At 39.9% G+C, this 24572-nt stretch carries 26 protein-coding genes and 1 pseudogene; 16 read left to right on the top strand and 11 right to left on the bottom strand.

Annotation, left to right across the window (positions count from 1 at the left end):
- Positions 1-78: 78 nt before the first annotated feature.
- From HL290_RS16030 to HL290_RS16010, 5 genes are read left to right on the top strand one after another with little or no spacing between them, the layout of a single operon-like run.
- A complete protein-coding gene (locus tag HL290_RS16030; protein WP_005043907.1) occupies positions 79-897 on the top strand; it encodes an ABC transporter ATP-binding protein in 819 nt (272 codons plus the stop codon).
- The gene (mlaE, locus tag HL290_RS16025) at positions 894-1670 is read left to right on the top strand and encodes a lipid asymmetry maintenance ABC transporter permease subunit MlaE (protein ID WP_045433193.1); all 777 of its coding nucleotides are present in this window, start codon (positions 894-896) and stop codon (positions 1668-1670) included. Before HL290_RS16030 ends, mlaE begins: the two co-directional genes overlap by 4 nt.
- Positions 1670-2353 (top strand): outer membrane lipid asymmetry maintenance protein MlaD, encoded by a 684-nt coding sequence (locus HL290_RS16020; RefSeq protein WP_198496988.1) that lies wholly within the window; start codon positions 1670-1672, stop codon positions 2351-2353. The genes mlaE and HL290_RS16020 overlap by 1 nt, the downstream gene beginning before the upstream one ends.
- Positions 2354-2379: 26 nt before the next feature.
- Complete coding sequence (locus tag HL290_RS16015; RefSeq protein WP_005038459.1) at positions 2380-3021, top strand: phospholipid-binding protein MlaC; 642 nt, start codon at positions 2380-2382, stop codon at positions 3019-3021.
- Between the two features lie 11 nt (positions 3022-3032).
- Complete coding sequence (locus HL290_RS16010; protein ID WP_080027838.1) at positions 3033-3320, top strand: lipid asymmetry maintenance protein MlaB; 288 nt, start codon at positions 3033-3035, stop codon at positions 3318-3320.
- Between the two features lie 72 nt (positions 3321-3392).
- Here HL290_RS16010 and HL290_RS16005 read toward each other — a convergent pair whose 3' ends face one another.
- Entirely contained in the window at positions 3393-4406 is a 1014-nt protein-coding gene (locus tag HL290_RS16005) for a magnesium and cobalt transport protein CorA (RefSeq protein ID WP_004639553.1), read from the bottom strand.
- A 158-nt stretch (positions 4407-4564) separates the two neighbouring features.
- On the opposite strand from HL290_RS16005, the gene HL290_RS16000 reads away from it, so the two are divergent.
- Both HL290_RS16000 and HL290_RS15995 read left to right on the top strand, forming a co-directional pair.
- Positions 4565-5146, top strand: coding sequence for a TIGR00730 family Rossman fold protein (locus HL290_RS16000; protein WP_005038465.1), 582 nt, complete (start codon positions 4565-4567; stop codon positions 5144-5146).
- Between the two features lie 13 nt (positions 5147-5159).
- Positions 5160-5558 (top strand): NUDIX hydrolase, encoded by a 399-nt coding sequence (locus HL290_RS15995; RefSeq protein WP_003653680.1) that lies wholly within the window; start codon positions 5160-5162, stop codon positions 5556-5558.
- Positions 5559-5563: 5 nt separating this feature from the next.
- Here the strand turns inward: HL290_RS15995 and HL290_RS15990 are convergent, their stop codons facing one another.
- Both HL290_RS15990 and recG read right to left on the bottom strand, forming a co-directional pair.
- Complete coding sequence (locus HL290_RS15990) at positions 5564-6193, bottom strand: ComF family protein (RefSeq protein ID WP_198497030.1); 630 nt, start codon at positions 6191-6193, stop codon at positions 5564-5566.
- Positions 6186-8231: an ATP-dependent DNA helicase RecG gene (recG, locus tag HL290_RS15985; RefSeq protein ID WP_198496987.1), complete on the bottom strand. Its 2046-nt coding sequence runs from the start codon at positions 8229-8231 to the stop codon at positions 6186-6188. Before recG ends, HL290_RS15990 begins: the two co-directional genes overlap by 8 nt.
- 20 nt (positions 8232-8251) lie before the next feature.
- Between recG and HL290_RS15980 the strand changes: the two genes are divergently transcribed.
- Both HL290_RS15980 and HL290_RS15975 read left to right on the top strand, forming a co-directional pair.
- On the top strand, positions 8252-9067 hold the full coding sequence (locus HL290_RS15980; protein WP_198496986.1) for an NAD-dependent epimerase/dehydratase family protein: 816 nt from the start codon (positions 8252-8254) through the stop codon (positions 9065-9067).
- Between the two features lie 79 nt (positions 9068-9146).
- Positions 9147-10130, top strand: coding sequence for a putative solute-binding protein (locus HL290_RS15975; RefSeq protein WP_198496985.1), 984 nt, complete (start codon positions 9147-9149; stop codon positions 10128-10130).
- A gap of 45 nt (positions 10131-10175) precedes the next feature.
- On the opposite strand, the gene plsB is transcribed toward HL290_RS15975, so the two are convergent.
- Positions 10176-12740: a glycerol-3-phosphate 1-O-acyltransferase PlsB gene (gene plsB / locus HL290_RS15970; RefSeq protein WP_003653675.1), complete on the bottom strand. Its 2565-nt coding sequence runs from the start codon at positions 12738-12740 to the stop codon at positions 10176-10178.
- Positions 12741-13016: 276 nt separating this feature from the next.
- Here plsB and HL290_RS15965 point away from each other — a divergent pair, with 276 nt between their 5' ends.
- Positions 13017-13889 (top strand): acyl-CoA thioesterase, encoded by an 873-nt coding sequence (locus HL290_RS15965; protein WP_003653674.1) that lies wholly within the window; start codon positions 13017-13019, stop codon positions 13887-13889.
- Positions 13890-13998: 109 nt separating this feature from the next.
- Entirely contained in the window at positions 13999-15264 is a 1266-nt protein-coding gene (locus HL290_RS15960) for a dicarboxylate/amino acid:cation symporter (RefSeq protein ID WP_035359955.1), read from the top strand.
- Positions 15265-15313: 49 nt separating this feature from the next.
- On the opposite strand, the gene HL290_RS15955 is transcribed toward HL290_RS15960, so the two are convergent.
- From HL290_RS15955 to HL290_RS15930, 7 genes and pseudogenes are all read right to left on the bottom strand, one after another.
- Entirely contained in the window at positions 15314-16264 is a 951-nt protein-coding gene (locus HL290_RS15955; RefSeq protein WP_198496984.1) for a metal-dependent hydrolase, read from the bottom strand.
- Positions 16265-16387: 123 nt separating this feature from the next.
- Positions 16388-17164, bottom strand: a complete 777-nt coding sequence (yihA, locus tag HL290_RS15950) for a ribosome biogenesis GTP-binding protein YihA/YsxC (protein ID WP_003653671.1) — start codon at positions 17162-17164, stop codon at positions 16388-16390.
- 100 nt (positions 17165-17264) lie between these two features.
- A complete protein-coding gene (locus tag HL290_RS15945) occupies positions 17265-17702 on the bottom strand; it encodes an RrF2 family transcriptional regulator (RefSeq protein WP_004639536.1) in 438 nt (145 codons plus the stop codon).
- Positions 17703-17789: 87 nt separating this feature from the next.
- On the bottom strand, positions 17790-18554 hold the full coding sequence (locus HL290_RS15940) for a globin domain-containing protein (RefSeq protein ID WP_198496983.1): 765 nt from the start codon (positions 18552-18554) through the stop codon (positions 17790-17792).
- 2 nt (positions 18555-18556) lie between these two features.
- Positions 18557-18708: pseudogene (locus HL290_RS18895) on the bottom strand (hypothetical protein).
- Complete coding sequence (locus HL290_RS15935; protein ID WP_056482623.1) at positions 18698-20245, bottom strand: helicase HerA-like domain-containing protein; 1548 nt, start codon at positions 20243-20245, stop codon at positions 18698-18700. Before HL290_RS15935 ends, HL290_RS18895 begins: the two are co-directional and overlap by 11 nt.
- Positions 20246-20288: 43 nt before the next feature.
- Positions 20289-21479, bottom strand: a complete 1191-nt coding sequence (locus HL290_RS15930; protein WP_198496982.1) for a PLP-dependent transferase — start codon at positions 21477-21479, stop codon at positions 20289-20291.
- A gap of 168 nt (positions 21480-21647) precedes the next feature.
- Between HL290_RS15930 and HL290_RS15925 the strand changes: the two genes are divergently transcribed.
- The 5 genes from HL290_RS15925 to rplW all read left to right on the top strand — a co-directional run bounded on the left by HL290_RS15925 (position 21648) and on the right by rplW (position 24568).
- The gene (locus HL290_RS15925; RefSeq protein ID WP_005038489.1) at positions 21648-22376 is read left to right on the top strand and encodes a type 1 glutamine amidotransferase; all 729 of its coding nucleotides are present in this window, start codon (positions 21648-21650) and stop codon (positions 22374-22376) included.
- Positions 22377-22628: 252 nt separating this feature from the next.
- Complete coding sequence (gene rpsJ, locus HL290_RS15920; RefSeq protein ID WP_000070912.1) at positions 22629-22940, top strand: 30S ribosomal protein S10; 312 nt, start codon at positions 22629-22631, stop codon at positions 22938-22940.
- Positions 22941-22998: 58 nt separating this feature from the next.
- Positions 22999-23637: a 50S ribosomal protein L3 gene (gene rplC, locus HL290_RS15915; protein WP_004639526.1), complete on the top strand. Its 639-nt coding sequence runs from the start codon at positions 22999-23001 to the stop codon at positions 23635-23637.
- A gap of 11 nt (positions 23638-23648) precedes the next feature.
- On the top strand, positions 23649-24251 hold the full coding sequence (gene rplD, locus HL290_RS15910) for a 50S ribosomal protein L4 (protein WP_003653663.1): 603 nt from the start codon (positions 23649-23651) through the stop codon (positions 24249-24251).
- Positions 24248-24568, top strand: coding sequence for a 50S ribosomal protein L23 (gene rplW, locus HL290_RS15905; RefSeq protein WP_003653662.1), 321 nt, complete (start codon positions 24248-24250; stop codon positions 24566-24568). The genes rplD and rplW overlap by 4 nt, the downstream gene beginning before the upstream one ends.
- The last annotated feature ends 4 nt before the right edge of the window (positions 24569-24572 follow it).

The following is a 24572-nucleotide window of genomic DNA, read 5'->3' as shown; positions in this document are numbered from 1 at the left end:
TTTGTTAAAATTACAACAAGTTTGCTAATTTTCAGTGTTATAGTATGCGTGCATAAAAGTGCAGGAACGATTGCCATTATGAATAATAAAACTCCTCTCTCGACTCAACCACTTATTGAAGTGAAAAACTTGAGTTTTAATCGAGGGGAACGCGTCATTTATGACAATATTAGTTTAAATATACGTCGAGGCCAGATTACGGCCATTATGGGACCTTCTGGTACAGGTAAAACAACTTTATTACGTCTGATTGGTGGGCAGCTTGTTCCAGATCAGGGGGAAGTTTTACTCGACACAAAAGATATTGCCAAAATGTCTCGTCAGGAACTTTTTTCCGCCCGTGCACGTATGGGAATGTTATTTCAGAGCGGAGCTTTATTTACGGATATGTCCGTTTATGAAAATGTGGCGTTTCCAATTCGAGCGCATACTAAGCTTCCTGAAAATCTCATTGCTGAACTGGTTGCGTTAAAACTTGAATCAGTGGGTCTACGTGGTTCTGAACAATTAATGCCGACAGAACTTTCAGGTGGTATGAATCGTCGTGTAGCATTGGCTCGCGCGATTGCACTTGATCCAGATTTAATCATGTACGATGAACCTTTTGCTGGTCAAGATCCGATTGTAAAAGGTGTTTTAACACGTTTAATCCGTTCGTTAAGAGAAGCTTTGGATTTAACAACAATTATTGTTTCGCATGATGTCGCAGAGACATTATCGATTGCTGACTACATTTATGTGGTAGCAGAAGGAAAAATTCAGGGTGAGGGTACACCTGAAGATTTGCAAAAATATGCTTCTCCATTTGTACACCAATTCTTAACAGGTTCGGCAGAAGGACCGGTTGAATATCAATTTAGTCCTCAAGCCTATTTAAATAACGAGGTTCGTCCATGAATGCGATTGCCTGGTTAGGTAGACTCGTTATTGAGCGGATTCGAGGGATTGGTGTTGCGGCACTAATGCTCGTACAGATTGTTTTTTCTTTTCCTACATCGGGTGGTTTTGGACGATTTATTTACCAAATGCATCGGGTAGGGGTAATGTCTTTGTTGATTATTACTGTGTCAGGCCTATTTATTGGTTTGGTACTGGGTTTGCAAGGATATTCAATCTTAGTAAATATTGGCAGTGAATCAATGCTCGGCACAATGGTGTCATTAACATTATTGCGCGAGTTGGCTCCTGTGGTTGCAGCTTTATTATTTGCTGGTCGAGCAGGTTCAGCATTAACCGCAGAAATTGGTTCAATGAAGCAAAGTGAACAACTTGCCAGTATGGAAATGATTGGGGTTGACCCTTTAAAACAAATCGTATCACCACGCCTTTGGGCGGGAGTGGTCAGTTTACCGATGCTAACTGTCATTTTTGCTGCGATTGGTATTGTGGGCGGTAAAATGGTCGGTGTCGATTTTCTTGGCGTCGATGAAGGCTCATTCTGGAGTGGAATGCAAAACAACGTGCAATTTGGACATGATGTCGTAAACGGCATTATTAAAAGTATTGTGTTTGCTTTGCTATGTACATGGATTGCGGTGTATCAAGGATATGCGTGTGATCCAACTCCAGAAGGAATCGCAACTGCAATGACGAGAACAGTTGTATATTCTTCATTATGTGTTTTAGGTTTTGATTTCGTGTTGACTGCGGTCATGTTCGGAGGGATTTAATGAAATCACGTAGTAGTGAACTGGCCGTTGGTATCTTTGTTATTATCTTCGGTATTGCGTTGTTTTTTTTAGCGATGAAAGTCAGTGGTCTTGTCGGTACGAACTTAAGTGATAGTTATACCATGAAGGCTCAGTTTGATAACGTCAATGGTCTAAAGCCTCGTGCTAAAGTAACAATGAGTGGTGTTACAATTGGTCGTGTTGATTCAATCACGCTTGATCCGGTTACGCGTTTGGCTACCGTAACATTTGGTTTAGATGGAAAATTGACAAGTTTCAATCCTGAACAATTAAAAGAAGTTCAGAAAAATGCACTGGAAGAGTTACGTTATAGCTCAGATTATACGCAGGCTTCTCCAGCGCAACAAAAAACAATGGAACAGCAACTGACCAGTAACATGACCTCCATCACCAGTATTGATGAAGATGCTTATATAATGGTAGCAACGAATGGTTTGTTGGGTGAGAAATATTTGAAAGTTGTACCTGGTGGTGGTGTTAACTACCTGAAACGAGGTGACACGATTTCAAACACTCAAGGAACTATGGATTTAGAAGATTTAATTAGTAAATTTATTACTGGTGGTGGGGCTGGTAAAGTTGCTGCCGGTTCAGGCTCAACAGAAGCGAGTGCTCCTGCAAGCACTAATAAAGATAGTGCACAAGCATCATTTGTTGAGTAAAAGATTATTTGAAGGAGTGGTTCCTGGTGAATACGTTGTTTAAACAAACCCTGACAGCAAGTCTTTTGTCTACCATGATTGCAGGTACAGCTTTTGCTGCACCTTCAGAAGCACCACCTGATTTTATCAAGCGTGTTGCTGATGGTTTGATTGCTCGTTTAAAAGCTGACCATGCTAAATTGCAAGCAAATCCTGCTTTAGTGAAGGCTATCGTACGTCAGAATTTAGACCCGTATGTTGATTCACAAGCATTTACACGTATTGTAATGGGTACTTATGCGACCAATCAGTATAGTACAGCTGCACAACGTGCTCAGTTTGAAACAAACTTCCGTAATACGTTAATTGAAAATTACGGTAGTGCATTTGCTAAGTATACGAATCAAAGCTATACAATGCGTCCTTATAAAGCAACTGCGGGTAAAAACCCTGTAGTGACATTGGACTTTAATCACAATGGTGAAAAAATTCCTGTGTCTTTCCAGTTAGCTGATAAAGGTACTCAGTGGAAAATCCGTAATATCAATGTTTCTGGTATTGATTTAGGATTGCAGTTCCGTAACCAGTTTGCTGCAACTGTGAAGCGTAATGGTGGCGATTTAAATAAAGCAATTGCAACCTTCCAACCGGATGCAGACGCTGCTGTTAATCAGAACAAACAGAAATAAGTAGGTGAATAGTGGTTCAGTATCTCAACCAACAATTGGTTGTTTCGGGAAAAATTGATTTTGAAAATGCCGAACAACAGTATAAAGCTGGGTTAGATATCATTAAAAAGCAACAAAGCTTTCCTTTAGTGGTAGATTTAACACAGCTTGAGCATGGTAGTACCTTGGCATTGGCTGTTTTAGTTCAATGGCTACGTATTACTCCGCAGAATACTGGTTTACATTTTAAAAATGTACCCGAAAAAATGCTGAAGATTATTCAAGCCTGTCATTTGCAGGAAGATCTACATCTGATTTGATCTGTAAAATATAAAAAAGCACCTAAATATAGGTGCTTTTTTATGCTTGGAATTAGCATTTTATTACAAAGCTTAGATCCATTTTTTCCAGCGGAAGTAAATAATAGGACCAATAAAGAAGCCCATAATAATGAGTAAAACAATAAAGAAACTAGTTGTACCATGTGCGAAAGGTAATACATCTGTGTTCATACCATAGATACTGGCAATGAGCATAGGTGGAGCTAACATACTTGGTAAAATCGAGAATCGACGGATCGTGTCATTCTGCTCGGTATTAATGAATCCAGACGTTGTATCAAGCAAGAATCGTACTTTTTGGAATAAGAAGGCATCATGTTCTACGAGTGAGCGAACATCTTCACTGAGTTCTCGAATATCCGCATCGTAAATATGACTGCCTAATGCACGTGGACGTGATAAAAAAGTAAGTACACGTCGTAAATCAATTAAACAGAGCTGCGCTTTTCCTAGCATATCTTCTTGTTGAGCTAGACGGGTAATCATGTCATCAAGATCTAGAATTTGTTCACGCTGGTGATTATTTAGAACTTCGGTAGAGTATTTTTCTAAATCTTTGTGGATATCTTCCAAGATATCCGCAAGCTCATCGAGTTTTGCCTCAAGAAGGCCTAATAAAATCCATGTTGGATCTTTATAGTCCATGTCATAGTCATTTCGACGAGCGCGTGCACGGAAGGCACGAAAGGCAACTAATTTTTCTCCCCGCATCGTAAAGAGACGGTCTTTATGTAAGATAAATGCGACCGTTTGCACCATCGCTAAAATGTGCGATGAGTCTTCTGCATCACCATCCACTTGATAGTTTTTATTTTTCGTTAAAAAATAGGTGCTGATATGCAAAATACCGTCATCATCACGGTAAAATCGTGCTGAGGATGAAATATCTTCAAGCGACTTTAGTGTGGGTAAGTTTTGATCATAGGCATCTAAGACCCATTGTTGCTCTTCTTGCGAGGGGGCAATAAGATCAAGCCAGACTAATTCGGGATGTAGATCAAATCCACCATTGATGGTGGCATCTTCCAGACTTCCGCGTTCTGTGGCATAAAAGGCTTCAAGCATGTGTCTTTTTTCCTCACGCAGTCTGATGGAAATGGATGGGTGTATTTTAGACAAGGATTTGCCGAAAAACACTTGCTAATACGCTATTTTGCAAAAAAAAACTTTATCAATAGTTTAGTTTGTCAGCATGACAGTTCAATAAAACGGTTTTTTACACTATGAATTCAATTTGTATTTTCTGTGGTTCATCTCTTGGTTCAAACCCAATTTTCCAACAAGTTGCCCAAACTACAGGCGAGGCTATTGCAAAACAAGGTAAGACCTTGGTTTATGGTGGTGGTCGCTCAGGCTTAATGGGCGTTGTCGCTGATAGTGCCTTACGGGCGGGTGGACAAGTCATTGGAGTGATACCTCGTGCTTTGGTCGATCGTGAGTTAGCTCATCCGGGCTTAACCAAATTATATGTTGTCGAAAATATGCATGAGCGTAAGACCAAAATGGCAGATCTTTCTGATGGCTTTATTGCTTTACCAGGCGGTGCGGGTACATTGGAAGAAATCTTTGAACAATGGACGTGGGCGCAATTAGGTATTCATCAAAAGCCATGTGCTTTCTTAAATGTAGCTGGCTTTTATGAAGATTTACTTAAAATGATCCAAGGAACGGTAGATAATGGATTTAGCCAAGCACGGTTCGTTGATAAATTGATCGCATCGGACAAAATCGAAGATATTCTTCAACAATTTGAGCAATATCAGGCTCCTGCTCCAAAATGGGCAAATGCTGATGTACAGCCATAAAGAGGTTAAATAGGTGAAAACAATTACGGTCGCTGCTGCAGTGATCTTGAACGAGCAAAATCAGTTATTGCTCGTAAGAAAGCGTAATACCCATGCTTTTATGCAAGTGGGTGGTAAGCTGGAACCCAATGAGGCGCCAGAGATCACAATGCAGCGAGAAATTTTAGAAGAAGTTGGAAGTTCTTCTGTAATTGAGCAATTTCTTGGTCGTTTTGAAACAGCAGCGGCGAATGAACCTGATCATATTCTGGTCAGTCATTTATATCTGGTTCAACTCGATCAGGCTCCTAAAATTGCTGCCGAAATTGCAGAAATGAAATGGGTGGATTTAAATGATTCAGAAACTCACCTCGCACCATTAACCCGTGAAATTGTTATTCCTTGGTGTGAGCAGCATTTATCTACGGTTTAATGATCTTAGCTCGTTAAAGTTGCCGCTAAACAGGCGGCATGAATGGTTGTACATCCTAATTGCTTTAATACCTGACTAAGGGCATAAATTGAACTTCCGGTGGTAACGACATCATCAATAATCAGAACACGGCGATAACGCCGTTTTTCTTGAGTAAATACAATGAATTGTTGTTCGATGTTCTCAAAGCGTTCCAGTCGAGAAAGCCCTTTTTGTGAATGCTCAGCAAGGCGTTGCACTGGCTGCCAAACAGGTATTTTTAATTGCTTGCTTAAGATATTCGCGAGTAATAGTGACTGATTAAAACCACGTTCAATTAAGCGTTGATTCGAAATTGGCATAGGTACAATAGCCTGTACCTTGGGAAATTTGAGTTGTTGTAAAATTTCACCTAACAAGATTTGATAATGTAATTTTTGTTCATATTTAAACTGCTGAATGATTCGGTTGACTGGATATGCATAATCACAGGCCACAAGAACGGATTGATCATTACGTTGAATTATTTGTTTAAGCCATGGTAACTGTTCCCAACAGTCCTTACAGAGCGAATCTTTTTCTCGCACACCTGACTCACACAACAAGCAAGGTGAGAGTGAGTGGATAAGATGCTGTGGATTTAAGAAACTAAACATATGCATAACGAGGCGCTTCTGGAAGCCAACGTTTTAATAGCGCATCTGCTTGTTCTGGATAATCTTTTAACACTTGCTGAGCTACATAATGAGCTTGACTCAGTAAGTGGTCATCTCGCTCTAAACGAGCCACTCTAAATCCCATATCTCCAGTTTGTTTAGTACCTAGTAATTCACCCGGCCCGCGTAACTCAAGATCTTTTTCTGCAATCACAAAGCCATCATTACTTTCTCTTAAAATAGAAAGTCTCTCTTGGCCATTTTGTGAAAGAGGTGTTTTATATAAAAGTACACAAAAGCTGGCTTGAGCACCTCGACCGACACGACCACGTAATTGGTGTAACTGAGAAAGTCCTAAACGCTCGGCATTTTCAATGACCATAATAGAGGAGTTGGGAACATCGACTCCAACTTCAATGACTGTCGTTGCAATAAGAAGCTGTAATTCATTATTCTTAAATGCTTGCATGACCGCTTGCTTTTCGTCGGCTTTCATTTTGCCATGCACTAAGCCAATATTGAGCTCAGGAAAGCGTTCTTTCATTTCTTGATAAGTTGCTTCAGCTGCTTGAGCATCTAAAGTTTCAGACTGTTCAACCAGTGTGCACACCCAATATGCTTGTTTTCCATCTCTGCAATTCGAAGCAATTCGTTGGAGTACTTCCTCTCGACGATCAAGCGGAATCGTAACGGTTTGAATTGGAGTTCGCCCTGGCGGTAACTCATCAATAATTGATGTGTCTAAATCACCATAGGCACTCATTGCCAGTGTTCGTGGAATAGGGGTGGCTGTCATGACGAGTTGGTGCGGGGTGAACTGCTCAGCACCTTTATTACGTAGAGCTAAGCGCTGATCTACGCCAAAACGATGCTGTTCATCAATAATCACTAGACCTAATTTGGCAAACCCGACGTTATCTTGAAATAGGGCATGTGTACCAACAATAAGCTCCGCATGGCCTTCTTTAATTTGCTGCTCTGCTTGAGCACGCGCTTTACCTTTTTGCTTTCCAGATAACCATGCGACAGTAATGCCTAAAGGTTCAAACCAACGCTTAAAATTCAAATAGTGCTGTTCTGCAAGAATTTCAGTAGGAGCCATTAATGCAACCTGCCAATCAGCTTCTAAAGCAGGGCAAGCGGCTACAGCAGCAACTAAGGTCTTTCCGGCACCTACGTCACCTTGCACTAATCGAAGCATTGGTTGGTTCTGCTTCAAATCATTCAAAATTTCTTTAGATACACGCTTTTGTGCATTGGTCATTTGAAATGGCAAAGCTTCTAATAGCTTTTTAGCTAATATTTTGCTGCTTGAGAAAGCTGGAGATGCAATTTGACGAATATAAGCACGTCGATTAAGTAAACTAATTTGGTGTGCAACCAACTCTTCAAAAATAAGCCGTTGCTGTGCGGGGTGTGAACCTTGAGCCAATTGGACCATATTGGCATCAACTGGAGGCTCGTGAATGTAATACAGAGCCTCTTTAAGCGCATAGCCATTGGTATATTGTTTAGGAAGCAACTCTGGTAAAGCATCACTATGATGCTTTAAAGCTTGTTTAACATATTCGCGTAATTTCGGTTGAGTCAGCCCATCTGTACTTGGGTAAATTGCTGTAAGTTGAGTCTTGGGTAGGGGCGTGTGTTCATTAATGAGTTGAATTTCTGGATGATACATCTCAAGGCCGCGAGCACCTACTCGGACTTCACCAAAAATACGTAAGCGATGACCTGGTTTTATTTTGTCAGTCAGGTTTTTATAAATATGATAAAAGCGTAAGGTGACTTTACCGAATTCATCTTGAACCAAGGCTGCCATGGATTTTCGTTTTCCCGGAGGGAAATCAATTGATCTGACCTCACCTTCGAGTAAATAGCTACGCCCAACCACAAGTTGATTCATTGCAATAATTGTACTGCGGTCTTCATAATCACGTGGCAGATGAAACAGTAAATCATCTGTGGTAAAAATATTTAGTTTTTCGAGCAGGGCTGCTGAAGCCGATCCAACGCCTTGTAACTGATGGACTGAAGTCATGTCCCCTCAACGAGTTTTCTATGCATATATTATTTATCGGTTATGGTAAAACATCTCAGCGTGTTGCTAAACAACTATTTGAGAAAGAACATCAAATTACCACAATCAGCCGTAGTGTAAAAACAGATAGTTACGCAACCCATCTTGTTCAAGATATCTTTAAACTCGATTTAAGTAAAATTGAACCTGTAGATGTTGTATATATTTTACTTTCTCCAAACGAGAGTACGGTTGAGGGCTATCAGCATACTTATGTAGATAGTATTGAACCGATTCGAGAAGCATTAAAACCACATCCGGTCAAAAAAATAATCGTAGTCTCTTCTACGCGGGTATATGGTGAAAATGCAGGGGAGATCATTGATGATTGTAGTGAAATTCAGCCAAGCGATGCACAAGGCCATATCTTACGGAATATGGAGTTGCTTTGGCAGAAGCATTATCCAAACCAATGTGTAATTATTCGCCCAACTGGCATTTATGGAACCTCCGTTGCCCGTTTGAAGAAAATGGCTGAAAATAATCAAAGTTATCCAAATATTCATTATAGCAATCGAATACATATTGATGATTTAGCAAGATTTTTGGCTTTTATGGCTGATTATGAAAATCATCAAGCGAGCTATATTATGACTAATAATCAACCATTGCCCTTGCATGAAATTATATTGTGGTTTCAAAAACAATTGGGATTGCCTGAGTTAACTTTAGAATCGAACCAAACTTCAGGTAAAAGAATTTATGCTAAACATTTGCTTCAAACAGGTTTTCAATTAGAGCACCCAATTTGCTTTAATGACTATTTATTATGTTTAAATGTTCATGGTACAAAATAAAATTTTGATTAAACTTTAAATAAGCATAGAAATACCTGATGAGGCAGCCAAATTGCCGATAAAGATAAAAAGGTTGAAAGTGAAAAAAATTTGCTTAGCTCTTATTTTGAGCTTAACAGCTGTCGCGAGTTGGGCAGAGGATCAGGTGTGGTGTGCATATGATCCGATTGGCTCCCAAGGGGATATCACACGTCGTTTAAATGACATTCGGTTATATGCCCAGCAATATCAAGTCAAATTTAAAGTGGTTACCTATCAAAAGGAACAACAGGCCATACAAGCATTTGACGAGGGTAAATGTTCTGGTTTAGCGGCATCTAATTTTAATACTTATCGTTATAACCAGTTTATGGGGAGCACCTCAGGTATCGGGCTTATTCCTAATAATCGTACCGCTAAAAGCTTATTGCAGCTTTTGAATCATCCAACAGTCGAGAAAAGGCTAATTTCTAAGGACTATGAAGCAGTAGGGATGATTCCAATTGGCACTGCCTATATGGTTCTAAAAAATAAGAAAATCTCTAGAGTTGCTCAATTAAGAAATCAGCGTATTGGGGTGTTACCAAATAATCCACCACAACAGGCATTGGTGCGAAGTGTGGGTGGTCAGCCAGTTTATGTTGATTTATCTAATGCGATTGTTCAGTTTAAACAAGACAAAATTGATATTGTTCCTGTCCCAATATATGGACTATTGCCATATAACTTACAAAAAGAATTTGGACCAGATGTCCAAGTCATTAATTTTCCTTTGGCATATTTCGGCGTCAATTTAATTATTAAACCACAAGCTTATCCTGCTAATTTTGGCCGAAAAATTCGAGGATGGTTTGTTCAAAACAGCCAATTACTGACTAACCGTGCGACCCAGTGGGAAAACCATTTACCTGCCTATTACTGGGTAGATGTCTCTTTTTATGAAAAGCAGAGCTATGATGTTATGGTTGCAAAAATACGCAATCAGTACGTACTTTCAGGTTATTACGATGCTTATTTTGTTCAACTTATGAAGCGTCTGCGTTGCATGGATGATCCACGTTATTTTGAATGTCCAACTCGCTAATAAAATAAAAGGCAACTTTCGTTGCCTTTTATTTTGACTAAAATCTTAAGATTTTTTACGTTTTAATCGTCGTTTTGCTTGTTGAGATGCCATAGCTTCAAGCGCATCTTTTAATTCTTCATCGGTAAAGGTCGTGATGTGTTGCAACATTTGTAAGGTTACTTCATCAAGAACCAATTGTGCACCCGCAGCCATTTGACGGAAATTATCATCAAACTCGATTTGGCCTTGGTCATTGGTCCGAATGTAATTTTGCTGTGTAAGTACTTTTAAGAAGCTTTGGAATAAAGCTTTGTCAAAGAACTCTGGCGAATTAAATTCATATAGAACAGACAAACGTTGTCCGAGTAAATGACTTAATTCTTCAACCTGTTTAGCAGAAATATTACCCGAACCACGTTGAGTAATTAGCGCAAGCGTCATGTAGTAACGCTCAAGGCTTTGCTTAACAGGAGTAGCTAAAACAACGAGTTGATTATGCTCTTCAGTATTTGGTGCAGAGCTAATCAAGTTACCTTCATCGTCTTGTTGAATAAGTTTGGATTGAACCAACGCATCTGCATATTGCTCAATTTGTTCTTTAAGCTCGCTACTCTTCCATTTAAGGAATAACTCTGCCTTCAAAAATGGATACAGGGTATAGATGACATTGGTTAAATCTGAACGGCTGATTTTTCCATTGTGTTCAACAAGTGATGCAACCAATGACGGTAAAACAAAGGCGTGCAAAATGTTATTACGGAAATAGGTCAGAAGAACAGCTTGGTTATCTTCAATCCCAATAATATCGCCGAGTGCATGCTGAACTCGTTTAATGAGTTTAAGCTTTAAACCATAAGCAATAATTTCTTTACCAGAAAGTGGTGTTACTTCCATACGTTGGTCATATGGGAAGTTTGATGCCAGATTGCGGTAAGCTTCAAGTTGCTTAATACAGATTTCTTCATCAAGCGTATGCTTTGGAGTTGCAAGCAAAATAATAGAAAGTAAAGAGACAGGGTTAATCACCACAGCTCGGTTAATATTTTCTAAAATTGCATGTGCAGAGCTATTTACTGCATCTGAAACCGCTTGAGGAATTGGATCGTCATTTTTCTCGATATAGACATTTTCTGCATTATGTTGCTTAAGCAGATCATCAAGAAAAACAGGCTCACCAAAGTTCACATGGACTTTACCGAAAATACGTTCAATTTTTCGTAAGGTTTTTACAATACCAAAAATTGATTCGGCTTCTTTCGGTTTACCTTGCATTTCGCCCACGTAGGTCGAGCCTTCCATTAGTCGTTCATAACCAATATAAGTTGGTAAGAAGACGATCGGTTTAGCACGACCACGTAAATGGCTGTGAACTGTCATGGCAAGCATGCCAGTTTTAGGCGGTAATAGGCGTCCTGTACGTGAGCGCCCACCTTCAATAAAGTATTCAAGAGGGGTGTTGCGTGACAAAATACTATATAAATATTCTTTAAATACCGTTGTATAAAGGCCATTTCCACGGAAAGAGCGGCGAATAAAGAATGCACCGCCTCCACGTAAAAGTTGCCCTACAAATGGTAGATTTAAGTTATCACCCGCAGCAATATACGGAACCATTAAGCCACGTTTATAAATCACATAGGATAATAATAAATAGTCAATGTGACTGCGGTGGCAAGGTGTATAAACCACTTCATAATCTTTTGCCAGTTCACGAACAGTGCTGAAGTTATGCACTTCTACGCCGTCATAAAGTTGGGTCCATAAGCGCGTTAAAGCAAGATCGGCAAAGCGTACAGCTGAGTGTGAATAATCAGATACGACTTCATTTACATAACCAATCGCACGACGTTCAGCTTCGAGCATGCTAACTTTTCCGCGAATACTTTCACGGCGGATCGCTTCTTGCACATCGCGAGATTTTACAACTGACTGCATGACATTACGGCGATCCGATAAATCGGGGCCTAAGACCACTTCACGTTGACGATCTAAGTAATCATTTAACGTACTTACAATATATGTAGCTGGTGAAAGGTTTGGATAATGCTGTTGTGCATATTCAACCAGTTCACGTAGCGATTGCGGTTCATGAAATTCTAAATACGATTGGCGGCCATGCAAGCCAATGTTGACCAATTGCTTAACGGTGCTTGGTGTAGCCCATGTATCTGAAAATAAAAGCTTAAACCAAGAATCTTCTTTATCTGGTGTACGGCCCCATAAAACGGTAACCGGAACAAGCTCTATATCAAGTTCAGGATTTTCTTGTAAGACTTCAATTAATTTTAGTAAGCGTGGTGGAAAAGCATGAGGAGGCGGATTCAGTAAATTATTTTCATCATTGTGCTGTAAAAATAAAACCGACGCTTTTTCCTGATGAGTGCCAACAACTAATGGGTCTAACGCAGGTTTTAAATTTAAACGACGCGTTTCTCCATCAACCACCAAAGCATTGCTTCGAGAATGGTTTTGTAAGACATAGCACACCACTTTCTGGCGGTCAGTTTTTGCTTCTGTTTCTGATACTGGTTCAGTAGGAACTTCCCCAAGAACATGTGGTGTTACCACGAGGTCAAGTAGTTTACTCGAAAGCCGACGATACATTTGACCAAACCCACTCTTGGACATAAGAACTCCTACTTCTTAAAGACAAATCCCAGCACCAAATGCGGAGGGTAATTATTTTGAGGCATTTGTTGAAAAAAACAATATGCTAATAGCGTATAAATTATAATGCTTTTGGCATATTTTATCGTTAAAAATCGTATTTTTAGCTGTTATATCAGCAATGTTCGTCATAAGTTGACTGATTGTTCCATGTTCAAATAGTTTTTTATGGCACAATAGATTCTACACACCTGTCCTTTAATACGATTTTTTACCTGAAATATGAAGGTATCTCTCATGAATGCGCTAACCCAAGAACTAGTCGAGCTTCTCACTTTAGAAAAGCTAGAAGAAAATATTTACCGTGGCATGAGCCGTAATCTTGTCGGTAAACGTGTCTTTGGTGGACAGGTTTTGGGTCAGGCTTTACGTGCAGCATCTTATACAACTGATCGCCCAGCGCATTCTTTGCATGCATATTTTTTGTATGGCGGCGATATTAATGCCCCAATTATCTATGAAGTAGACCGTTTACGGGATGGGAAGAGCTTTGTAAGTCGTCAAGTCCGTGCAATTCAGCATGGGCGAGTAATATTTTCAGCGATGGTTTCTTTTGCCAATCCAGAAGAAGGTTTGAACTATCAACATCAAGAACCTGAATATCCTGCACCAGAAACGCTTAAATCTGAAAATGAGCTAAAACAGGGTATTCTAAATTTTGTACCTGAAAATGTTCGTGCTAGTTTCATGCGTGAGCGTCATGTAGAAATTCGTCCAATTGATCCGGTAAACCCGTTTCAGCCGCAACCCGAAGCTCCATATAATGCGCACTACATCCGCACGCATGATCGTATTCCAAAACAATTAGATGATATTGCTCTGCATCAAGCGATTGTTGCCTTTTATTCAGACTTTACTTTAATGACAACGGCTTTAAGACCGCATGGCTTAAGTTATATTTCTCCAAGTTTGCAATGTGCAAGCATTGATCATGCGATTTATTTCCATCGCCCACTGCGTGCGGATGAGTGGATGTTGTATGATATGGAAGCCACAGTGAGCGCGGCTTCTCGCGGTTTAAACTTCGGTCGTATGTGGCAAAATGGTCAGCTTGTATGCAGTACAGTACAAGAGGGTTTAATCCGTTTGCGGGAAATTGAAACGCAATAGATTCCTCGAAAAAGCCATCTAACCAGATGGCTTTTTTCTTTTTAATGGGATCGATGTGACAAAAAATTGCTCGAATGAAAAGCAAGCTCATGTCATATTGTAAAAAGGTATGCCAACTGAAAAAAATAATGCTGATATGAACTTAAATACACAAATTCTGATTGCCGCCATTTTAGGTTTAGCCTTTGGTTTCCTACTCACAATGTATCCAGACACTGCTTTTGTAAAGCATAGTTTATATGGGCTTGGAATACTAAGTAGTGTTTTTATTGGGCTCCTTAAAATGCTTTTGGTACCTTTAATTTTTAGTTCGATTGTTGTAGGTGTATCCAATCTACAGGCAGGCGGACAGTTAGGGCCAGTCTGGAAAATCACATTTTTATGCTGTTTAACTACAACCACTTTAGCCTTAATTTTAGGCATCAGTTGTGCTCATTTATTTGAAGTTGGACGTGGCATAGATATTTCTATTTTCCAGACATCTATGCAAAATTATCAGGCACCAGATAGTTTGAACCCTGCCAGTTTTTTCACTAATTTTATTCAAAATACTTTAATTAACCCATTTAAAGCGTTTAGTGATGGTAACGTTTTAGCTGTCGTAGTCTTTGCTTTATTCGTTGGTGTCGCTTTGGTGCAGGGTGGGGAACGTTTCAAAAGTATTCGTTTATTGAGTCACCAGTTCTTTGAAATGATGATGCTGCTGGTTGGCTGGGTGATGAAATTAGCGCCGTTGGGTATTTTTGCTTTGTTAGCAAAGTTAATGGCAACAGAAGATATTTCAGTATTAAGTCGTTTGGCTGAGTTTGCAGTCGTTGTAACGGGTACAACTATTTTTCATGGTGCTGTTGTTTTACCACTACTGCTTTGGATTTTTGGTCGTATGAGTCCGTGGACCTTTTTTAAAGGGACTCGTACAGCACTGATTACAGCCTTTGCAACCAGTTCTAGCTCTGCCACTATGCCGCTTAGTATGAAGTGTGCGCAAGAAAACTTAGGCGTGCGCCCGCAAACAGCAGGATTTGTTATTCCATTAGGCACACAGTTGAATATGGATGGTACTGCACTATATGAAGCGGCAGCTGCATTGTTTGTGGCAAATTTGGTGGGTCTAGATTTAAACCTGACACAACAAATTATAGTGTGCTTAACAGCAATGATTGCATCACTCGGTGCGCCAGGAATACCTAGCGCGGGCATGGTCACTATGATTATGGTTTTACAGTCTGTGGGTTTGCCAGCTGAGGCAATTGCAATTTTACTTCCGATTGACCGTTTGTTAGATACAGTCAGAACAGTGGTAAATGTGCAGGGCGATATGATGATTAGTGTGGTTGTAGACCGTTATACGAAAGATAAAGATATCAGTGTCTAACTATCTATAGATCAAAAAAAAGCAGGATTTTAAATCCTGCTTTTTTATTTTAAGCAGCTTGAAGTTCTGCTCTTTTTGCTGCTGGAGATTGCGATAAATAGCTAACCGCATCTTCAGTGCTGCCTTCTTTGACTGGATCATACCAAGGCATGAGGTAATCAATTTGCTGGGCAATAAGCCAGAGAGGGTTAGGTAAAACCTGATTATCTTTTCGGCTGATTTTGTACCACTCTAAAGTAACCCACACTGGAAAAAATCTAGATTTGGCTGCATCTGCGAAACGTGGATCTTGTTTCATAATATGTGCAGCGCCATCTACCCATAATCCAAGTACAAGTGTGATAACAGCAAGACTCATATAGTAACGTGGAATATAACCGCCACCAAGATGACGATATAAATCAAAGGCAACCGTGCGGTGTTCAATTTCTTCTGAACCGTGCCATTTAACTAGATCCACCATTTCTGGATCTGCGCCTAGTTCTTCCCATCGCTCGTTATATAACGCATATTTACCCAACACGCAGGTCATATGCTCAACAGTTGCAATAACTCCTAAACGGAATAAATCCCACTGTTTCTCTAAAATTTTTGGAACTTCTCTATCAAAAGGTTTATCTGCCAAAGCGATAGTAAATACATAATTCATAATGTCCAGATTTCTCTGGATATCAATATTACGTGCGCTTAAATATTCTTTGTTTGCAGAAGTGTGAGCATTGGCATGCATAGCTTCCTGACGGATAAATGCCTGTACATCCTGCTTAAGTTTTTCATCTGTAATTTGTGGTAAAACCTTATTATACAAACGGCAAAACCAGAACTCTCCAGCAGGCAAGATGTTATTAATTTCATTAATAAAATAACTTGCGAAAGGCTGATTAGGAATCCAGTCGACAGGGGTATCTTTCCAGTCAAATTTTACTTTACGTGGAAGAATTTTATAATCAATAGAAGAACCTAAAGCCTTGTTCTTCAAAAAAGATAACAATTTCATCATTTATTCCTGATTTTTAACTCGATGAAGTTATAACGAGTATAAAAAAAGCCCCTACATTTGTGTTTAGCAATAGGGGACAATTGAGTATAAATTTAATGAAGAAATTGTATCTGTGAGGATAATTTAGCTTTCAGCATCCTCATCTGTCGCTTCAGGGATTGAATCGACATCAAATTCTGGCTGTTGATCCAGTGTGAAATGTAAACGCCCTGCCATAACACTTGCTAACTCTTCTAAGCCTATTTTGTTAAGTGAAGAGAAAAGCTGAATAGAAAAATCAAGCTTCATTTTTTTCAGCTGTTGCTTAACTTCTAGTAGAACTTTATTTGCGGGACCGCGATTAAGTTTGTCTGCTTTTGTTAATAGAATATGAACAAAGAGATGACGTGAATAAGCCCACTCTAGCATCATCATGTCGAAATGCTGTAGAGGATGGCGAATATCCATAAGTAATACTAAGCCTTGTAAGCTTTGGCGATGGATCAGATAGTTTTCTAATTCTTTTTGCCACACCCGTTTCATATCTTCGGGAACCGCTGCATAACCGTAACCTGGAAGGTCGACCAAGCGTTGATCAGGGTTACCTAGACTAAAAAAGTTAATCATCTGGGTACGGCCTGGCTTTTTAGAAGCGCGGGCAAGTTGTTTCTGATTGGTTAATGCATTAATCGCACTCGACTTACCAGCATTTGAGCGCCCTGCAAAAGCAATCTCGTAGCCGCTATCTTCAACACAAAGTGCCAATTTAGGTGCACTCATTAGAAACTCAGCTTGGCGTAACCAGTTTAGTGATTGCACAGCATAGGCTGTGATCGCCGGATCTGGTGCTTTTTCATAGCTGATCTTTTGCTTGGGTGCGAGTCTGGCTTTGGTGTCTTTCGATTTTTCACTACGACGCATAAAAAATAACTTTTTAGATGAGAGGGCTCGTGCCTAGTATAAAGGAGCTTGGTTATTCTTGCTAATTTTCAATAAATCTACTTATGAAAATCAATAGAAGTCAGATTTGTAAAAAAGCAATAGGAGAGTCAGGTGGGGCAGACTTTGACTGTTGCAAAACCTCTCCAAGCGTGTATTGGTCTAGACTTTGGTAAAAGCTTTCTAAAGCTTGGTCAAGAATACCTTTTAAACCACAGTGACTTCGCAATACACAAGGTGGCGTATTGCATTCAACGATTTGATTGTCACCCTGTAATATTCGAACAATTGAACCTAAATTTGAGTTAAGTGCATCTGGATTTAAGCGAATTCCACCGCCTTTTCCACGAATAGTAATAATCCATTCCTGCTTACCCATGAAGTGAACAACTTTAACCAGATGGTTTTGTGAAACATGCAAATCTTTCGCGATTTCTGCAATCGTGTAGGGTGCATCACTTGGGCGTGCAACATACATTAATAGTCGTAATGCATAATCGGTAAATTTATTAAGCTGCATGATCACCAAAAATGGAAGAGATTAAAAGGATGATCATCTTAGCCTGAAAGTCTAAATAAGAAAACTTTCAGGCAAGAGGTTTTTATATTAGAGCGTTAAAGGCGCTGAAACTTGAACTTGATCGCCAACTCTATAATGTTCAAGCAAGATGTTTGAAACTGAAAATTCAGTATGGTTTTCTTCAGGCTGAACTTCAAAATGATATGAGTTGTTTTCCTGAGCTTCTGTAAATTTAAAAGCTTTCGGTTGTTCAAGCTGCTCATCTGGAACTTGTACTTTAACCGAAATAAAAGCATTTGCAGGTCCGCTAAGTATGTCTTCATGGTCAGTTGCTTTTAAGGTGAAACGTTTGCCAGATTCAAGAGGATCAATTTGAGTAATTTCAAATGAACGCCATCCAGCCCATCCACCATTTAAGTTTTCAAGTTGTTCATATTTTTGTTTTTCAACGCCAATTAGAATATCTGCCAATTGTAAATAAGCCTGTTTCCACGCCTCAATCAGTTCTGATTCAAATGGCACGTTGAGTACTTCACTAATTGAATGAAGTAAGTTGTCGCCAACAATTGCATATTGGTCTGGTTGAATATCTAAGCTCACATGTTTAGTCGTAATACGCTCAACTGCTTTCGCTAAAACAGTAGGGTTCTCAATATTTTCTGCATATGCAAGAACGGCAGATGCAAGAGCACGAGGTTGACGTAAGCTAGTTTGGTCATCCAAATTGAAAACATTTTTTAATTCAGGATTGTTATTAAGCATACGCTTATAAAAGTATGTGGTCAGCGTAACGCCGTGTTCACGTAAAACAGGTACTGTAGATTTAACGAGTTCGATTTGTTGTGGAGTCATGGCTAGACCTTATTTATCTGGCTATATAAGATGTATTTAAAATACATCTTTAAAAAAACAATCGCAATAGATTTTTTATAAAAACCATAAAAAAATTAGGGAATATAAAATTCCCTAATTTAAAACTGATATATCGAAGAAAGTTATTTGCCAAATAGTGAACCAAGCAGGCCCCTTACTAATTTTTGACCTGTACTTCCTCCTAGACTGCGTGCAGCACTTTTTGCAAAAGTACCCACAATATCTTGCGTAAGCTTGGCTCGTTCACGTGCTGCTCGTTCTTCTTCTTTTTGCTGTTCACGTGCTAATCGCTCTTGTTCCTTTGCTTGCTGCTTTGCTAAAGTTTCTTGCTCTTTTTCTTGTTGTTTAGCAAGTTCAGTATTTTGTTGCTGTTGCTCACGTTCAGCGACTTTATTTTGTAGCATTTCATAAGCGCTATCACGATCTACAGCTTGTTCATAAATACCAGCAATAATACTTTTTGAGATTAGAGTTTGGCGCTCTTCTGGAGTGATTGGTGTAAAAGCAGAGTAAGGAGGCATCACCCAGCCACGTTCTACAATTTGTGGCGTACCTTGTTCATCAAGACAACTAATTAGCGCCTCACCAACAGCCAGTTCGGTAATGGCTTCATCAACTTTAAAGTTTGGATTAGCACGGAAAGTATCTGCTGCGGTTTTTACTGCTTTTTGATCTTTAGGGGTAAATGCACGTAGTGCATGTTGAATGCGATTGCCAAGCTGACCTAGAACGCTTTCTGGTAAATCGAGTGGATTCTGAGTAATAAAATAGATGCCAATACCTTTAGAGCGAATTAAGCGTACAACTTGCTCAATCTTTTCTTGTAATGCTTGACTGGCATTGTCAAATAATAAGTGAGCCTCATCAAAGAAAAACACGAGTTTAGGTTTGTCCATATCGCCAACTTCTGGAAGTTGTTCAAATAACTCCGAAAGCATCCATAACAAGAAAGTGGCATATAGCTTAGGTGTATTCATGAGCTTGTCAGCAGCAAGAATATTGATATAACCATGTCCATTTGCATCGGTTTGTATAAAGTCTAGAATGTTTAAAGCCGGCTCACCAAAAAATTGTTCTCCACCTTGGTCGGCAAGAGCAAGCAAGTTACGCTGAATAGCACCTAAGCTAGCCGGAGATAAATTACCATATTCTGCTTTAAACTCTGCTGCATGTTCACTAACGAAGGTGATCATGGCTTTTAGGTCTTTAAAGTCTACTAACAGTAGGCCCTGATCATCCGCAATTCGAAAAACTGCAGCTAATACACCTTCTTGAGTATCATTTAAATTGAGCATACGAGCCAATAAAATTGGCCCAATCTCAGAAATAGTAGTGCGAATAGGGTGGCCTTGTTGGCCGAACAGATCCCAGAAAACGACAGGGTTAGCAGCAAAAGGAACGCTATCAATCTGTAATAGTTTTAGGCGTTCATTAAACTTATCTGAAGCCTCACCTGATTTTGCGAGACTCGAAACATCGCCTTTAGCATCGGCAAGAAATACAGGAACGCCGATTCGAGAGAAACTTTCTGCTAGAACTTTTAAAGTAACTGTTTTACCTGTACCTGTTGCACCTGCAATCAGGCCATGGCGGTTAGCAAACTGAGAAAGCAAAACAATTTCTTTTGATGTGTCATTCAGATTTTTAGCAATAACAATCGGTGTACCCATATATTTTTATCCTTTGGTTCGAGCCACTATAATGTTGTCGTTTTTACAGTTGTTTCAGTGCATTTTCGATATCTTGAATTAAATCTTGCGGATCTTCCAGTCCTATACAGAAGCGAACTAATAAACCTTGTTGTAAATGTGTATTCTCAAGTTTTCTCATCATTTTTAAATCATAAAGCATGATCAAGCTAACTGGTCCTCCCCAACTAAATCCAAGTTTAAATAACTCTAATGCATCGCAAAAGCGACGTACTGCGGTAATGTCATAATCTGGTTTGAAAATAACACTGACTAAGCCAGCACTTTGACCATTTGTGCAGATTTCTTGCCAGTATTGATGGCCTGGGGCGGTCTCATCACTTGGATGTAGAACTTGTGCAAAGTGAGGTTGGTCTTTTAGCCATTTAAGTAAAGTTTGAGCATTGGCTGATTGTTGTTCATAGCGTAAAGACATATGAGCAAGACTGCGTTGGACTTGAGCTGCATCATCTCCTGAAACTGCAATACCTAAAATGGCATGTGTACGGAACAGGCGATGATGGAGTTTATCATCACGAGTTACAATGCTACCCATTAAGATGTCACCGCCACCGCTCGGATATTTGGTTAGAGCATGGACGGTTAAGTCGACTGATAGGTCTTCATCAGAAAAATTAAAAGCATTAAACGCAAGCCCAGCTCCCCAGGTGTTATCTAGGGCTGTTAATACACCATGTTTTTTAGCTTTTTTAACTAGATTTTTAAGATCAGGGAATTCTAAAGTAACCGAACCCGCAGCCTCTAACCATAATAGTTTACTTTTTTCAGTCGGTTGAAAACTTGAAGCGTCAATAGGGTTATATACTTTAACAATAACGCCATATTGATTTTGTAGATGATTTAAATGTTCTAGATTTGGTCCATAAATGTTGTCTGGGACCCATACTTCATCATTAGTGCTTAAAAATGCTGAGTTCACAACATTAATTGCTGATAAGCCACTCGGTGCAAGCAAACAATGCAGTCCACCTTCAATTTGCGCAATATTGTCGCCTAAGGTGAAGGTGGTGGGGGTGCCATGCGTGCCATAGCTATAGTCGTAATCATCAGTCCAATGGCGATCAAAAAGGTGCGAAGTTGATTTAAAAATAATAGTGGATGCACGAAATAAGGGTGGTTGCACTGTTTCGATAAATTGCGGAGCCTTTCTTGGTGCGTGAATGAGGCGAGTCTGGAAGTCGTTATGCTTTTTCATAGTGCGTTGCATTTTAGATAATAAAGTTAGATTAAGAGAAATTTAAATTCTTCGCTAGATTTACGAAGTTTTATAAGACGTTTCGTTACAGTAGACCCATAAAATAAAAACTTGGCTTTATTTTTGCAAAGACCACTACAACATTCTAACAACAATAGGTTTAAGCGCATGAAGTCGCATTTACGAGTTCACTATTTTCAACATATTGCAGGTGAGGGATTTGGAAGTTGTTACTCATTTTTAAAAGCCCATCACGCGACCATTAGCTCTACGGAGTTCTTTGCACTTCCAGTTGATCGATCACTTGAAATAGAGGCTTTACCCAGAATCGAAGAAGTTGATTTGTTACTGGTCATGGGTGGAACGATGAGTGTAAATGATGAGGCAAATTTTCCATGGCTTAAGATAGAGAAAAGATGGTTGCGCCGTTATTTGGCAGCAGGAAAGCCTGCTATTGGTCTTTGTTTAGGGGGGCAACTGATTGCTAATGCATTGGGCGCGGCGGTGAGCCGTAATCGCTATCAGGAACTTGGCTGGTCAACGGTCCAGAGAGTTGCAAATTTACCTCAAGAAAGCTTTCCGTTACCTGAAAAGATAAATGTTATGCAGTGGCATAGTGAGACATTTGAAATACCTAAAGGCGCTATACACTTGGCGGAGAATAGAGCTTGTCGCAATCAGATGTATCAGATTGGAAAAAATGTGCTTGGTTTTCAGTTTCATCCAGAGATGACACCAGCAGCTTTAGCGCTCTTACTTGAAGATGAAGAGGAGTTGTCTATTTTTGACGGAGAATATGTTCAATCTACGCGTGAACTACAGTATTCAGAAGCACAAAAATTTGAGCAAGGTAATCAACTCCTAAATAAAGCTATTGAGTTTGTAATAAATGCCTAGATGAACTCTGAATGCTCGATCAAAGCAGGTTTTGTGGAGAAAATAGAAAAAGAGAATTGCATAAGACTTAAACAATCGTTATAATGAGCGACCCTCAATAGGAGGGGCATTTACTACGAAGAAAGTAGTAAATGTGCATTACAGTCGTGGCATCGATCATGACCTTAGTGATTTTCACTGCCTTTGACACTTACCAGTGGGTAAGATGCGTCAAGGGTGATTCTTTATATGTTTGGCTTGGAGTTTACTGGTATGTCTAACCAGAGAATTCGTATCCGTTTGAAGTCTTTTGATCATCGTCTGATTGATCAATCTGCTCAAGAGATCGTAGAAACCGCTAAGCGTACTGGCGCACAAGTTTGTGGTCCAATTCCGATGCCTACTCGCATCGAACGCTTCAACGTTCTTACTTCACCGCACGTTAACAAAGATGCGCGTGACCAGTACGAAATCCGCACCTACAAACGTTTGATCGACATCGTTCAACCTACAGATAAAACTGTTGATGCATTGATGAAATTAGATCTTGCGGCTGGTGTTGATGTTCAGATCGCTTTGGGTTAAGGCTTTCGGTTGATTAACTTTTAAGTTAATTAGGCCGCTTTTTTAGAGGTTTATGCACATGGCTATTGGTTTAGTCGGTCGCAAATGTGGTATGACTCGCATCTTTACAGATGCAGGTGTTTCTGTACCTGTTACAGTCATCGAAGTCGATCCAAACCGCATTACGCAAATCAAAACACTTGAAACTGATGGTTATCAAGCTGTTCAAGTAACTACTGGTGAACGTCGCGAATCTCGCGTAACTAACGCTCAGAAAGGTCACTTTGCGAAAGCTGGTGTTGCTGCTGGTCGTTTGGTTAAAGAGTTCCGTGTTACTGAAGCTGAGCTTGAAGGTCGTGAAGTTGGCGGTACTATTGGTGTTGATTTGTTCACAGTTGGTCAAGTTGTTGACGTAACTGGTCAATCAAAAGGTAAAGGTTTCCAAGGTGGTGTTAAGCGTTGGAACTTCCGTACCCAAGACGCTACTCACGGTAACTCAGTTTCTCACCGTGTATTAGGTTCTACAGGTCAAAACCAAACTCCTGGTCGCGTGTTCAAAGGCAAAAAAATGGCTGGTCACTTAGGTGATGAACGCGTAACAGTACAAGGTCTTGAAATCGTATCTATTGACGCTGAACGTTCTGTTTTAGTTGTTAAAGGTGCAATTCCTGGTTCAACTGGCGGTGACGTGATTGTACGTCCTACCATCAAGGCCTGAGGGGAAATACCGTGAATTTGAAAACTGTTTCCGGCTCTGCTGTTGAATTGTCTGAAGTTGCTTTCGGACGTGAATTTAACGAAGCTCTTGTACACCAAGTTGTTACTGCTTATTTAGCAGGTGGTCGTCAAGGTACTCGTGCTCAGAAGTCACGTGCAGACGTTTCTGGCGGTGGTAAAAAACCATTCCGTCAAAAAGGTACTGGTCGTGCTCGTGCGGGTTCTACTCGTAGCCCTATCTGGGTTGGTGGTGGTAAAACTTTTGCTGCTCGCCCACAAGACTGGTCTCAAAAAGTAAACCGCAAAATGTACCGCGGTGCAATGCAATGTATCTTAGCTGAACTTGTTCGCCAAGATCGTCTTGTATTAGTTGAAGAGTTTGCTATTGCAGCTCCAAAAACTAAAGAATTGCTTGCTAAGCTTGGCGATTTAAATGCCGCTCGTGCATTGATCGTTACTGAAGCTGTAGATGAGAACTTATATCTTGCAGCACGCAACCTTCCGCATGTAGATGTGGTGGATGCAACTGCAATCGATCCTGTAAGCTTGATCGCGTTTGATAAAGTTGTTATGTCTGTAGCTGCTGCTAAGAAAATTGAGGTAGAACTCGGATGAACAACGAACGTATCTATCAAGTCCTTAAAGGACCAGTCTTCTCAGAAAAGGCACAAGTTTTAGGTGATACTGTTGGCGTTCAAGTATTTAAAGTAGATATTAATGCTACTAAACTTGAAGTTAAAAAAGCAGTTGAAAAACTTTTTGGCGTAGAAGTTGTTAAAGTTAACACTACTATTACTAAAGGTAAAACTAAGCGCTTTGGTAAAACATTGGGACGTCGTTCTGATGTTAAAAAAGCATACGTCACCCTGAAAGCCGGCCAAGATGTTGAAATGGCTGACTTGGGCGATACCGCTGAAAGCGCAGCGGAATAAGGAC

Origin of the sequence: Acinetobacter sp. AC1-2, from assembly GCF_016124155.1 — a bacterium.
Taxonomy (GTDB): Bacteria; Pseudomonadota; Gammaproteobacteria; order Pseudomonadales; family Moraxellaceae; genus Acinetobacter; species Acinetobacter calcoaceticus.
Note: the sequence above shows the minus strand (reverse complement) of the source record. Positions and strands in the feature narration are given on the sequence as shown.

Coding starts and splice junctions, on each gene's coding strand:
- HL290_RS15925 (WP_005038489.1), top strand. CDS start 21,648: ATGAAGTCGCATTTACGAGTTCACTATTTTCAACATATTGCAGGTGAG.
- rplC (WP_004639526.1), top strand. CDS start 22,999: ATGGCTATTGGTTTAGTCGGTCGCAAATGTGGTATGACTCGCATCTTT.
- HL290_RS15930 (WP_198496982.1), bottom strand. CDS start 21,479: ATGAAAAAGCATAACGACTTCCAGACTCGCCTCATTCACGCACCAAGA.
- rpsJ (WP_000070912.1), top strand. CDS start 22,629: ATGTCTAACCAGAGAATTCGTATCCGTTTGAAGTCTTTTGATCATCGT.
- mlaE (WP_045433193.1), top strand. CDS start 894: ATGAATGCGATTGCCTGGTTAGGTAGACTCGTTATTGAGCGGATTCGA.
- HL290_RS15980 (WP_198496986.1), top strand. CDS start 8,252: ATGCATATATTATTTATCGGTTATGGTAAAACATCTCAGCGTGTTGCT.
- HL290_RS16000 (WP_005038465.1), top strand. CDS start 4,565: ATGAATTCAATTTGTATTTTCTGTGGTTCATCTCTTGGTTCAAACCCA.
- HL290_RS15945 (WP_004639536.1), bottom strand. CDS start 17,702: ATGCAGCTTAATAAATTTACCGATTATGCATTACGACTATTAATGTAT.
- HL290_RS15960 (WP_035359955.1), top strand. CDS start 13,999: ATGCCAACTGAAAAAAATAATGCTGATATGAACTTAAATACACAAATT.
- HL290_RS15990 (WP_198497030.1), bottom strand. CDS start 6,193: ATGTTTAGTTTCTTAAATCCACAGCATCTTATCCACTCACTCTCACCT.
- HL290_RS16005 (WP_004639553.1), bottom strand. CDS start 4,406: ATGCTTGAAGCCTTTTATGCCACAGAACGCGGAAGTCTGGAAGATGCC.
- HL290_RS15935 (WP_056482623.1), bottom strand. CDS start 20,245: ATGGGTACACCGATTGTTATTGCTAAAAATCTGAATGACACATCAAAA.
- HL290_RS15955 (WP_198496984.1), bottom strand. CDS start 16,264: ATGATGAAATTGTTATCTTTTTTGAAGAACAAGGCTTTAGGTTCTTCT.
- HL290_RS15940 (WP_198496983.1), bottom strand. CDS start 18,554: ATGACTCCACAACAAATCGAACTCGTTAAATCTACAGTACCTGTTTTA.
- yihA (WP_003653671.1), bottom strand. CDS start 17,164: ATGCGTCGTAGTGAAAAATCGAAAGACACCAAAGCCAGACTCGCACCC.
- plsB (WP_003653675.1), bottom strand. CDS start 12,740: ATGTCCAAGAGTGGGTTTGGTCAAATGTATCGTCGGCTTTCGAGTAAA.
- HL290_RS16020 (WP_198496988.1), top strand. CDS start 1,670: ATGAAATCACGTAGTAGTGAACTGGCCGTTGGTATCTTTGTTATTATC.
- recG (WP_198496987.1), bottom strand. CDS start 8,231: ATGACTTCAGTCCATCAGTTACAAGGCGTTGGATCGGCTTCAGCAGCC.
- HL290_RS15965 (WP_003653674.1), top strand. CDS start 13,017: ATGAATGCGCTAACCCAAGAACTAGTCGAGCTTCTCACTTTAGAAAAG.
- rplW (WP_003653662.1), top strand. CDS start 24,248: ATGAACAACGAACGTATCTATCAAGTCCTTAAAGGACCAGTCTTCTCA.
- HL290_RS16030 (WP_005043907.1), top strand. CDS start 79: ATGAATAATAAAACTCCTCTCTCGACTCAACCACTTATTGAAGTGAAA.